This is a genomic window from Candidatus Dependentiae bacterium (assembly GCA_018897535.1).
Taxonomy (GTDB): Bacteria; Babelota; Babeliae; order Babelales; family UASB340; genus UASB340.
Genome location: JAHIKO010000064.1, coordinates 1 through 11,866, shown reverse-complemented (window position 1 = coordinate 11,866; position 11,866 = coordinate 1). Strand labels below are relative to the sequence as shown.

Sequence of the window (11,866 nt, the reverse complement as noted above, 5' to 3'; positions counted from 1 at the left end):
TGAAAATAAAATACAAAAACTTTTTGCCAATTTGGATTCACCATTCCTACTTAATAAACGCCAATTTAATCTAATTATAGAGCTTATTCAGGGTTTTGATTTTATAAAAAGTAATTTAATTGAAAATTTTGAATATGAAATTATTTCACATCATATAAGACATATGCTTGAAAAAATACTAGAATTAACGGGGCGTAATGTTAATGAAAAATTACTTGATAAGATATTCAAAGACTTTTGTATAGGTAAATAAATTTTTTATAAAAAGGGAGTTTTTGGGGATGAAGTCTTTTGGCAAATTATTAATATTATTTATATCTATAACTTTTTTATTCAATTTAAATTGTCATATTTTAAACCAAAAAAATAGTCATAATATTATTAAATATAAAGACGATAATATATTTTCTTATAATTACGTAAAGGCTTTGGATTTAGTTGAAAATAATGATAAAAATTCTTTTATCTGGGTTCAGAATACAAAAAAATTTACACAATTAATTTTATCATGGAATGGTTTTCGGCCAAAAACGGGAAATTTTATTTTTTATGTTAGTGTTAAATTCGATAATCATTGGTCCGATTGGGTAAAAATTGACCGTTGGGGTAAAATTAGTCAAGAGACCTATTCAAGCACTTGCGGTAGATTTGTGAATGTAGAAAATGTTCGGCTTGAAATGCAAAAAGGCCGTAAGGCCAATGCTTTTAGGGTTAAAGCTGAAGCTGTATCCGGTGCAGATATAAAAGATTTAAAAGTTTTATATGCATCTTGTAGTAATGCAAAAAAATTTTTACCTGATAAAAGAAATTTAAATTTACCATCGGTTATGATTGCAGGAATTCGTCGGATATCACAATGGAGTGCAAACCATTATAGACGTAAAGATTTATGTTCGCCTACATCTATCAGTATGATACTTTCTTATTATTCTTCAAAAGGTATATTTTCAGAATTAACTAATAATATGGCCGACTATGTTGCTCGTTTTGCAGAAAAAGTTCGCGATGGTAGTTATTTGGATATTTATGGTGCTTGGCCATTGAATATGGCACAAGTTTTTCATGAATCCGGTGGAAATTTATTTTCCAGAGTTCAACGCTTGAATGGTGTTAAAGAATTGTATAGTTATCTTGTTAGAAAAATTCCGGTGGCAGTAAGTGTTCGCGGTAAAATGCGAGGTGCTTTTAAATCTTATGATAATGGACACTTTATAGTAGTTGTTGGTTGGGATAATTCTAAAAAAGCTTTTCTTTGTTTAGATCCTGCTTTTGCAGTTGAAAGAAAAATGTTAAGGGCTTATAGATTAAAAGATTTTAAATCTGCTTGGGAAACTTCGCGTCGCCTAGCATATGTGATAGTTCCAAGATTTTTAGGAAAAAGTTACAGTAATAATTCAGCAGTTGCTGAGTCCTGATTTAACTATTATGATATTAAATTTAGTTTTTTGAGCCTGCGCAAGCGGGCGATTTTACTGTAGCCCTGTGCGCCTGTCCGCCGTAGCTTTATGCGAAGGCTGGGTCAGCGCTGGGCGAGTTGGTTTCAAATTAAAAAACCCGATAAATTATAATCGGGGTTTTTAAAATCTTTACTTTAAATATTCTTCAATTTTTTTGTGTAAAGTTTCTTTTTCCATGAAACCAAGTTCGCGACCTACAATTTTGTTATTTTTTATAAAAATAAATGTAGGAATTGATGAAACATTAAATTTAATACTTAATTCACGTTCTTCATCAATATTTACTTTTGCAAAAGTGTATTTATCGCTTAATTCTTTTGATAATTCTTCAAATATTGGCGCCATATATTGACAAGGCCCACACCAAACTGCAAAAACATCTATTACAACAGGCTTAGTTGAATTTGTTATTACTGTATCATAGTTTTGAGATGTTAAAACGGTAACTGCCATTTTTTACTCCTAATATCACTAAATATAGTCCCCATACAATCACCGAAAAAGTTCGGTATCTTTTTATAAAAACAGATAAAATTAAATTTAGCAATATATTATATTTTGTCTAATTATACGTTTTAATTATTTTAAAAAATTCCAATCTATCTTTTAAATTCATTTGCGATTGTTCCAAGTTGTTTGGATCTAAAGTTTCTGCAAATCTTGAAAATTTGTTTAACCAAACCCCGTGATTGTGTTTAGAAATTTCGTTTAATAATCCAAAATCGTCACTTGTTTTAATTTTAGATAACATGAGCACCGATAAGTGTTCTAGAAAAATATCTTTGTTTAAAAGCCAATTTTGAAGCGATTCGGATTCAGAATTAAAAGTTAAAAGTTTAATATTTTTTTCTTTTGAACTTAAGCCTTTGTAAAATCCAAGATAAAACCAGTCGGTTGAAATATTTGGAGCGTAACAAGCAATTGTGGCATTCTTGATGTTTTTATTAATATTATTTTTTATTTTTATAGCTATATTTTCCGCTTGTGATTTTAAAAACTTAAAGTAATTATTTATATTTTTTGAATCAATTAATTCTTTTAAACTGTTTTTGCCAAACTTTTTAATATTTAAATTATTAAAACACATTGTATCTAAAAAATTGCTTGATGTTCTGCGACAGTACATTTCAAGATCAATTACAACACCTGAAATTTTTATATTATTATTAATTTCAGGCTTACTCCACTCTTTTAAGAATAAATTTAATGTTTTTATAATTTCATTATTCCAAAAACTAAATTCTATTGGGCTTGGAATATCGTAATATTCATTACCGTAAATATCTATCGGTTTATTTTTTGGCAAATCCGGGGCATACAAATTATTTGCTATTTCAAAGCCTATTAAAATATTAGGTGTTTTAAGATTTAACTTTTTGGCCAGAATACTTAATTTTTTTGTAAATTTTTTTATTGAATTTATATAAATATTTAAATTATTTTTCTTTTTGGCTATTGGGCTAAAATACATATTTGGATTAAGAGTTATCCATAGGTCCATTCTAGGCGAAGTTTTTAAAATATAATTTATTAATTTATCTTGTTGTTCGACATATTTTTTATCACTTTTTTCAAAAACATTTATATCTGTCCATGCGATAATTTTTCTTTTACTTTTTTCTAAATTTATAGTTTTACTTCCTATGTTTTTAATATTTTTAGGTAATTCCGGATATTTTATTTGTTTAATTAATTCGTAATTTATGGTTTTTGTATTTGTTAATTCACGTAACTCTACTAACATGTCCAATATTTTTTTATGCATTTCTTGTCTTAAATTAAAATCCATAGGACAGATATGAAAATTTTCAGTAATTCCTGAAAAAGAAAGTAAAGAATTACTTGATATAAAAATATGATTATTGTTTTTATTCCAATAAATTCCATATGGCAGAGTATATTTTATTTCAGGTAAACTTTGTGTGTTTATAGGTAAAGTTGTAATTGTTTTTAGATTTATATTTTTAATTGTCGAGTTTTTGAGCGTATTTTTGGGCTCCGTTAAAGTTGTTTGATATTTAAGCGATTTTGATTCAAGTGTGTCGCTTAAAAAATTATTAATTAATCTAAATTCTTGCATGTCTACTACGTTGTTATTTTCATAAAAATTGTTAGCCGAAACATTTACCCCAAAACAATTAAATAATGGTGCATACAATAAAGTTTTATTATGTATATTATTGTTTATTATTGGGGTTAAAAATAATCCAATTAACTTATTTTTTTGTTCAGCAAAATTTTTTAAAATTTGTAAAAATTTTATAGAGAGCTCAGATCTGATTGCGATACCTTTTAAAAATTCAATGCCAATATTTAAAAAAAGCCCATCATAACTACTTAAATCTTTTATTGGTTTATCTAAAAGATCTGCAAAAGATTTAAAATCAATTTTAAAATTTGCAGTTTTTGCAAGTTCAAAAAAGTTGTGATATTTGTAGCTTTCTAAGTTATTTGTATCCAGAAAAATTATTTTTTTGTTTATGCTGTTAAGATTTAAAACAATAGTAAATACAAATAATATCGATAAGATTTTTATCTTTTTCATGACTCCCCCTAGCCCACCCTAATTAACGTAAATATTTTCTATTTACATTAATATAATATTTTAAAAATATTCTAATAGTCAAGATTTTTAATAATAGGTTTAAGAAAATTATAGTTAACTTGTTTTGTGACTATTAATTTTTATTTACATAAAATTTTATTTATATAAAATCGGCGTTGTGAATTTAGCATCAGTTTTTATTTATACTTTCTAATTTAATAATAATAAAAGGATTCGAGTGAAATATTTATCAAAAATAATTTTTGCATTAAGTTTAAGTTTATTTTCAAACCAAGCATCTTCAATGAGTTATCGTGTAAATGATCCGGAAATGGAAAATACAGGTATTAAGGTTGAATTTGAACGACTTAAATTGAATGAGTTTTTAGATACATTTAAGGGATTAGACAAAAAAAAGAAAAAAACATTTGAACAATTTGATATTCGTAAAGTTACAATAGAAAATAATAATCTCATTGATTATTTAATAAATTCGGAAATTGAAATACCAGATGAATTAAATAGTCTTGGGGGTTATTCAATATCAGAAGACATTAATAATTGTTATTGTAATGGTGTTGTTTGTTTAGGCGCTCTGGGTTCTGTTAGTATTGGCGCTTTAGCTGCTATTCATTTTGTAATTAGTAATCCTTCAGTATTTGAAGCAATTCAGGGTCTCTGTATGTGGGGTGGTTATGCTATACTTCCATTAGCTGTTACATGTCTGGGACGATCTTGTGCAAAATCTTGTACTGAAAAATCTAAAGAAGATAGAGATGAAGAAATAATAAATTTTTTTAAAGAAAATGTTATTGTACCCGGTGAAACAGTAATTAAAGCAGGTGCTACTATTACAAAATATTTAATAGCTCCAAGCGTATCGAATAATAACAATTTAATTTTTACTGATGTTGATAATTCAGAAAATTCAATATCATTTGATTTACCAAAAATAAATTTTAATTATTAAGAATAAGAAAGGTTTATAGTGAAAAATTTATCAAAAATAATTTTTGCATTAAGTTTAAGCTTATTTGCAGGCCAAGCTTTTTCAATGAATGATATTGAAAAAGAAAACGACGGAATAAATGTTAAATTAAAAAGACTTAATTTAGATGAATTTTTAGATACATTTCCAGGCGTTGAGAAAGAGAAAACTAAAGTAGCCAAATATTTGGATGTATTTGCTGTTGAAATAAAAAATGATAATTACAATTCATATTTGATCTCATCAAATATTCAAATTCCTGAAGAATTACGTGAAATTGGCGGATATTCTAAATTGGAGTCCTTTTGTGATAATGGTTGTAAATCTTTTGCTGTTTTATCAGGCCTTTTGGGGGTTGGGGTTGCCGGAGCGTTTATTATGACTTCTATGTCATTCCATGACTTTGGCGTTACTCAATCTGTTATCATATCTAGTATTCCTGTGATTACATCCATTTTAAGTTATTTGGGTGTAAAATCGTGCTGCATAGATAGATCAAAAAATAATAGAGATGAAAAGATCGAAGAATTTTTTAAAGAAAATGTTATTATACCCGATAAAACAGTTGTTAAAGCAAATTCAACTATCGTGAAATATTGTTTGTCTTTTAAAGGATTAAAAAATTATAATTTAACTTTTGTAAATGTTGATAATTTAGAAAATCAAATATCGTTTGATTTTTTTAAAGATGATTTTAGAGATGAAGAAGTTGTTGAGGAGCTTAATATAGAAAAAATTGGCGAAGAAAACGATGGATTGAATTTTTTAAGAGCAATTCAAGAAGCACGAGATTAAAATTTTAAAAGTTAGGGGCATGAATAAATTCATGCCCCTTTTTATTTTTTTATTTACATAATTTTTTGCAGGTATAACATATGTTTTTCTTAATTTATAATAATTTTTTTAATATTTCTAAAGGAGTTTTATGAAAAAATTGTCTAAAATCTTAGCTGTATTTGTTTTGATAATATTTTCTAAATCAATTTTTGCAATGAATTACCGCGGCAAATATGATATTGAAAATGGAAATAATGGTATAAATGTTGAATTGAAAAGGTTAACTCTGAATCAATTTTTGAATATATTTCCGGGAATAGATGATAAAAAAAAAGAAGCATTTGTAAATTTTGATATTATCGAAGTTGCAGTAACTAATGATAATGAATCTGATTATCTTATAAATTCGGATATTGTGGTTCCGGAAAAAATTTATAATTTTAATGATTATTCAAATTTGGAATCTTTGTGTGATAATGGTTGTAAAGCCCTAGCCGGTTTAGTAACTCTTGGTGGGGCCGCACTTGCAGGAATAACTTGGCTACTCGGTAATGGTTCATTTAATTCTCGTAATTTAGGAAGTGATATTATTTTTCCATCAATTGTTTTTTGTGTTCCTGCGCTTGCAGCATATTTAGGATATAAGGGTGTAAAATTTGCATGTATTGATGATTCAAAAGAAGATAGAGATGAAAAGATGTATAAATTTTTGTATGATTGGAATATTACTTTTGGTCAGACAATTATTAAAGCAAAAACAAACATTACAAAGTATTGTTTGTTTTTTAGAGGTGCAAATAAATATAACTTAACTTTCACAAATAAAAAAAATTCGGATGAAGAAATAATATTTAATTTTTCGCCTAAAAATATTATTGATAAAGAAAATATTGAAATAGAAAATGATCCGGTAAGTGATGATTCAAGAGAGGATGAGCAAAAAGAAGGCGGTAGTTATTGGGATGACTATTACGAAGAAGAAAAAAACTAATTTTAATGATTAATTTAATTATTTATAAATATTACTTGTAACTTATGAACACTTGTTATTCATGTGTTCTAAGTTACAAGATTTTGATGTGATGTTTTATAACTCTCGATCTATATCGACATAATAAATAACTATACTAAAACGTTTAAAACCTTCATCAGCGATTATGTTTTTTAAATCTTCATCATCTTCAAGCATATAATAAATATCATTTTTGTTACTAAAATCATTAGCAATTAAGTTGATACTTCCACCATTAGAAATATCTAAAATTCTAGCTATAAACAGTCTATTGGTTGTTCTGGATTTATGGCCTGCTACTCTTGGTAAAGAAGATAGTCCAAAACATAATCCAACCATTTCAATTAACTTAAATTTTTTAGTTTCGTTAGATGTTGGTGAAAATTTACTGTAATCAGCCATGAGGCTTGAAGTAGAAAATAATAAAAATGCGAAAACAAATTTTAATTTACTTATGTTTTTAAATTTCATAATAATCTCTTTAAATTTTGGAAAAATAATTTTTTATAGCTCTTCTTTAATTTCTTCAACAAAACTTTGTTGCTCATTTGGTAGATAAAATAACAGTTTTTTGGCTTTTTGAAAGTTTTGATGCATTTTTAGAATAAATGTAACTCTTATATTTGTAGCAGGATGTGGATCTTCACCTGATTCAAATTTGCGTCTACATAATTCTTTTGAATAATTACACATATTTTCATTTTTTAAATCTGGTAACAAAGACTCTTCTTCATCATTGAGAAAATCTGAAAAATAAACTCCTAAACAGGGGCTATCTGTTGCAAAAATGGATCCTAAATCGGCTTCCGCGTCTCTGTTATTGTTATTTTGTGAAACTATACTTTTACGTATAAATTGTACTAGGTGCATTTTTTCATGAGCTTGAATACAACATATTTCATTATCAGATGTTGATGGATCCTCTAAAAAATAAACAGAAAAACCGGTCCCAATAACAAAATTATCTCGTATTGCTCTAGCCACACCAAAAAAATCGCCCTCACGTGTATCATAAATAAAATCTCTTTTAGTATAATAGTTATAATTCAAATTAAATTTTTTATTCAGATCATTGGTTATATTATTAAGATTTGTTAGTTGTTCATCTATTTCATAATAACGTACATTATATTCACGACATTCATCTGAAAATTCTTTATATTCACTACGTTTATTTGAAAATTCTTTGCGTTCTAATTCACGATCAAATGGATAACCGTAATATTTAAAAACTTCCGATGTACATTCCGTTCCGATTTCATTTTGATAATTTTCTAAAATTTGTGTTTTATTTATAAATTCATCATGAATGCTAAAACTACTATTTCTTTTTTTACAAATATCTCTTGCTTCTATAAGGGATTGTGTTGCATTAAAATCTTGACCGTAAGATTCATCACCAATTACGCCGTCAAGATCAAACGTTACAGATCTTGATGGATTATCTGCATAACAGGTAACTTTATAATTGGATTTAATTTCGCAACAAAATTTTTCGCCTTTGTCCGTTTTATCGCAAACACCAAATATTTTATTTTCGTCCCAACTATTTCTTGAAACTCTACGAACAGCTTTAGGCCATAAATCATTTCTAAATTTTGCTTCTGAAATCATGTCGGAAATTTCAGGCATTAAAAGCATGATTAACATGAAAATTAAAATGTAGTTATGTGCTTTTGAGCAAGTTAAATTAAATTTTTTAGGATGTCTGTTTTCAAAACGTTCAGACTCACCCTTATCTTTTTTAAAGATATGTTTATTTAAATCTTTATTATCTTGTTTTTGTTTACGTAAATCAGGATTTTTATAAAAGGGAAAGAAACTCTTTTTACCTGCATTTAAATTAAATGCGTTTAAAGTGGCTAAAGATAAAAATAGTATTTTTAAAAACTTTTTCACAAATACTCCATTTTTTAGCAAAATTTATTAATTTTATTTGATATAGTTTAATTGTATAAAAATTAAAATAATTTTACAAATGGCAATATTTTATGGGTTTTACATAGAATATTGGAGTTTTTTTGCAAAAAACTCAGTTTTAAACCTAAGAAATTTAATCTACTACTATTATGTGAATTTATAATACTTTGTGATAATATTATCTAATCAAAAATTAATAAGTTTTCAATATGAATTTGCATTTAACGGTTTTATTATATTTTGCTTAAATTTTCGATTCAATCGTTACATCGTTTTATATTGTTGAGTTAATATATAAACTTGAAGTAAATTAATGGAATTTGATCTTTCTAAATTTGGGATTAATAACAGTTGGAGTATTGGTTTTAAATATCTCAAAGATTAAATAAATCTAAATTGGGGGCTTCTTATGAAAATTTCAAACAATTTATTTTTAAAATTATTATTTTTATCTGTATTTACGTTTATCTCGAATTCAATCAAACCTATTGATTTTAAGTTGGGTGAAAATTATACCTATTATCTTGAGGATCAGAAAAAATTTGTAAAAGAAAATTTATTGGATCCTGAAATTAAAAGTAAAATAGATAAATTTTTTAAAAATATTGGCGTAAATTTTCAGGAATTAGTTGATGAGATAAAACCTATTGTGTACGAGTATCAACGAATAGATTTACTTGATAATGATTTGGGTGAAAAGTATAAATTAAAAAATTCTTATTTTGATAAATATAAAGAATATTTTAAAACCAAGTGGAAAGATATTAAAAGAAAATTAAAAGATAATGGATGTAAGATTTTAAAAAATGATGGCAGGCTTGCTTTTGCACTACCTGAATCTTTAGGTAATTATGTATTCAAGCTTAATTCACCGGAAGTGTTGGCACAAGAATACTTTTATCAAGAAAATGTTGGCAGAATTTTAAATTCTATAAAAATTAATTCTTTAAATTTTAAAAATATTCGAGCACCTAAAAAATATTTATATCAAGTAGGTCAAGATATAGAACTTAATGATCATAATTATTTTGTTATCGAAGAATTTATTAAAATAGATAAAAATAATATGGTTTTATTCCATTTATTGGAAATTTCTGAAGAAGATTTGTCTTATTTGCTTTATGCAATTAAAAAAAGTTTTTTAACAGATTTAGGTCTTGGAAATGGTGTTGATGGTGCCAATTTAGTAATGAATATTGATGGTAAAATAGTTTTTATAGATACACCGCAAAATGAAAAACGTTCCATATCTATTTTTCCATATTCCGGAGATTGTAAAGAATTGTATTTGGCTGATATGTGTTTAAAAAGCAAAAATTTAAATGATCAAGAAGTTGGGCAATTAATTATTGATATAATTATTACGGCAAAACACGGTTTAAATAATATTTATAATTGGCTTGGTTATAATAGATGGCTGAAAATATTTGATGAGCAAGATTATAATTTGTCAGACGATCAAAAAAATATATTAAAAATAAAACTTGAAAATAACCGTGAAATTATAAAACGACATGCACTTGAATCTGTAGACGATATTAAAAAATTAATTAAACAGGTTAAAAGTTTTGATCCACACGAAGTTTTAAAAAAATATTCAGATAAAATATCATTGAAAAACGAGTTAAAGCAAATATTTAATATAATGTGAACTAGATTTAATTTTTAGTAAAAATTAGCTAAAACTTCTTTTTCACTCAAAAATTCATTAAATTTTAGCCAATGATCTATCTGCTTTTGTATAATCGTCTCGTTTATATTTATTTTATTTTTATAAGCAGCACTGTACCAAAAACATGTAGTTTTTATTCCCAAATCTGACATTTCTTTGTCAACATCTAAACAATTACTATGACTATCATCAACAAAAATTAATTTTTTGGGACGCCAGTTTATTCTATTAAAAAATTCTATTAACACTTTACTTTTAGGATTTCTTGCGGCACTCAAAACACCTTTATAATAAACCGGATAAAAACCAAAAACTTTTTTTAAATTATCAAATTCTATTTCTTGAATATTAAAACTGGAGCTAAAATCCAATCCTATTTTTTTTAATAAAGAATCCCGCCATATTTGCATATTTTCTACAAAACCATATTTTCCTGCGTTACTTGCCGTTAGTCCTATAACTTTAAGATTTTTAGCTTGCAGATTTTTAATTGTTTCAATTGTAATATTTTCGGTAGGAATAAATTCAGTTTTTGCAAATACTGCACTGGCAAATATATTATAGTATTCGGCCATGTTTTTTTCTGGATCAAGTTGATTGAAAGATTGTCTTAATTTTTTAATAAAATCTGTATGTGTAGCTGCAAAATCTTCTAATTTTCTATACAAAAGATAAAACATTCCACTATCAGAATTTATCAAAGTGTCATCTAAATCAAACGCAACGAGAGTTTCTCCATCTAAATAATCAAAATTAGAAACAGCTTGAGAAATGGAATCTATAGATTTTATTTCAGCTTTTATAGTTGAATTAATAGTTATAGTAACAATAGAAATCATAATAATAATATTTTTAATTAAAAAATTTTTCATACATTTAGGCTCCGCCTATATTTTTTATAATACAGTTTTTTTCAAGCGATAGATTACCAGATAAATTTAGGTTAGTATATATATTTTCTGCGCATTCTACAGGGTTTCTTTTGCTTGAATCTACTATAAAATCATAATTAATATTTGATGTAATGTTAACAAAATTTTTATCAATTAGTTCAAAATGTTTAATTAATATATCTTTTATTTCATTGTAGTTTTTTATTTCGATATCTGTACTATTTTTAGGAGGTGTGTAAGCATATTCTATATCTTTAATAGATATCTGCCCAACAATAATATCATTTTTAGATTTTTGGGGTTTGTAGATATCTGCAAATCTTACAACATCAATTAAAGATCTGATATTTTCTAAATTATTTTCTCTTATAGCTTGTTCATTTCTTTGAAAAACCCTTTGCGCCAAAATATTTAATGGGCAGTAAACCAATATCATTTTTGTATTTAAACCATTAAGTCTTGACAGACCATGAAGTAATTCTTTTTCTCCTTCTATTCCAGAAAGTACCGTATCTATACATATATTTATGCCCTGTTTGGCAAGTTGATTTATTTTATCAAACATTTTATCGCTGGCATTCCATATGCGCTCTATAAATTGA

12 protein-coding genes are annotated in these 11,866 nt (G+C 26.2%); 6 read left to right on the top strand and 6 right to left on the bottom strand.

Features of this window, described 5'->3' with window-relative positions; genetic code table 11:
- Both KKE07_04530 and KKE07_04525 read left to right on the top strand, forming a co-directional pair.
- On the top strand, positions 1 to 253 hold a 253-nt coding region (locus KKE07_04530; GenBank protein ID MBU4270109.1), incomplete at its 5' end, for a tRNA uridine-5-carboxymethylaminomethyl(34) synthesis GTPase MnmE.
- A 28-nt stretch (positions 254 to 281) separates the two neighbouring features.
- Positions 282 to 1,415 (top strand): C39 family peptidase, encoded by a 1,134-nt coding sequence (locus KKE07_04525; GenBank protein ID MBU4270108.1) that lies wholly within the window; start codon positions 282 to 284, stop codon positions 1,413 to 1,415.
- A gap of 171 nt (positions 1,416 to 1,586) precedes the next feature.
- Here the strand turns inward: KKE07_04525 and trxA are convergent, their stop codons facing one another.
- Both trxA and KKE07_04515 read right to left on the bottom strand, forming a co-directional pair.
- Complete coding sequence (trxA, locus tag KKE07_04520; GenBank protein MBU4270107.1) at positions 1,587 to 1,910, bottom strand: thioredoxin; 324 nt, start codon at positions 1,908 to 1,910, stop codon at positions 1,587 to 1,589.
- A 109-nt stretch (positions 1,911 to 2,019) separates the two neighbouring features.
- A complete protein-coding gene (locus KKE07_04515) occupies positions 2,020 to 4,002 on the bottom strand; it encodes a hypothetical protein (protein MBU4270106.1) in 1,983 nt (660 codons plus the stop codon).
- Positions 4,003 to 4,240: 238 nt separating this feature from the next.
- Between KKE07_04515 and KKE07_04510 the strand changes: the two genes are divergently transcribed.
- The 3 genes from KKE07_04510 (at position 4,241) to KKE07_04500 (ending at position 6,758) form a co-directional block, all read left to right on the top strand.
- A complete protein-coding gene (locus tag KKE07_04510) occupies positions 4,241 to 4,972 on the top strand; it encodes a hypothetical protein (GenBank protein MBU4270105.1) in 732 nt (243 codons plus the stop codon).
- An 18-nt stretch (positions 4,973 to 4,990) separates the two neighbouring features.
- Entirely contained in the window at positions 4,991 to 5,785 is a 795-nt protein-coding gene (locus KKE07_04505; GenBank protein MBU4270104.1) for a hypothetical protein, read from the top strand.
- Between the two features lie 130 nt (positions 5,786 to 5,915).
- Positions 5,916 to 6,758, top strand: a complete 843-nt coding sequence (locus KKE07_04500) for a hypothetical protein (GenBank protein MBU4270103.1) — start codon at positions 5,916 to 5,918, stop codon at positions 6,756 to 6,758.
- A 96-nt stretch (positions 6,759 to 6,854) separates the two neighbouring features.
- On the opposite strand, the gene KKE07_04495 is transcribed toward KKE07_04500, so the two are convergent.
- On the bottom strand, positions 6,855 to 7,250 hold the full coding sequence (locus KKE07_04495; protein ID MBU4270102.1) for a hypothetical protein: 396 nt from the start codon (positions 7,248 to 7,250) through the stop codon (positions 6,855 to 6,857).
- 33 nt (positions 7,251 to 7,283) lie between these two features.
- The gene (locus KKE07_04490) at positions 7,284 to 8,678 is read right to left on the bottom strand and encodes a hypothetical protein (GenBank protein ID MBU4270101.1); all 1,395 of its coding nucleotides are present in this window, start codon (positions 8,676 to 8,678) and stop codon (positions 7,284 to 7,286) included.
- A 430-nt stretch (positions 8,679 to 9,108) separates the two neighbouring features.
- On the opposite strand from KKE07_04490, the gene KKE07_04485 reads away from it, so the two are divergent.
- Positions 9,109 to 10,350 carry a hypothetical protein gene (locus KKE07_04485; GenBank protein MBU4270100.1) on the top strand — a complete coding sequence of 414 codons (1,242 nt, stop codon included), beginning with the start codon at positions 9,109 to 9,111 and terminating at the stop codon, positions 10,348 to 10,350.
- 14 nt (positions 10,351 to 10,364) lie between these two features.
- On the opposite strand, the gene KKE07_04480 is transcribed toward KKE07_04485, so the two are convergent.
- Both KKE07_04480 and KKE07_04475 read right to left on the bottom strand, forming a co-directional pair.
- A complete protein-coding gene (locus tag KKE07_04480; protein ID MBU4270099.1) occupies positions 10,365 to 11,243 on the bottom strand; it encodes a DUF2608 domain-containing protein in 879 nt (292 codons plus the stop codon).
- Between the two features lie 4 nt (positions 11,244 to 11,247).
- The coding region (locus KKE07_04475; protein MBU4270098.1) for a hypothetical protein at positions 11,248 to 11,866 on the bottom strand (619 nt) is incomplete at its 5' end.

What these genes read in the sequence shown, in the direction of transcription:
- KKE07_04525 (MBU4270108.1), top strand. Translation starts at nt 282, where the DNA reads ATGAAGTCTTTTGGCAAATTATTAATATTATTTATATCTATAACTTTT.
- trxA (MBU4270107.1), bottom strand. Translation starts at nt 1,910, where the DNA reads ATGGCAGTTACCGTTTTAACATCTCAAAACTATGATACAGTAATAACA.
- KKE07_04515 (MBU4270106.1), bottom strand. Translation starts at nt 4,002, where the DNA reads ATGAAAAAGATAAAAATCTTATCGATATTATTTGTATTTACTATTGTT.
- KKE07_04500 (MBU4270103.1), top strand. Translation starts at nt 5,916, where the DNA reads ATGAAAAAATTGTCTAAAATCTTAGCTGTATTTGTTTTGATAATATTT.
- KKE07_04495 (MBU4270102.1), bottom strand. Translation starts at nt 7,250, where the DNA reads ATGAAATTTAAAAACATAAGTAAATTAAAATTTGTTTTCGCATTTTTA.
- KKE07_04485 (MBU4270100.1), top strand. Translation starts at nt 9,109, where the DNA reads ATGAAAATTTCAAACAATTTATTTTTAAAATTATTATTTTTATCTGTA.
- KKE07_04480 (MBU4270099.1), bottom strand. Translation starts at nt 11,243, where the DNA reads ATGAAAAATTTTTTAATTAAAAATATTATTATTATGATTTCTATTGTT.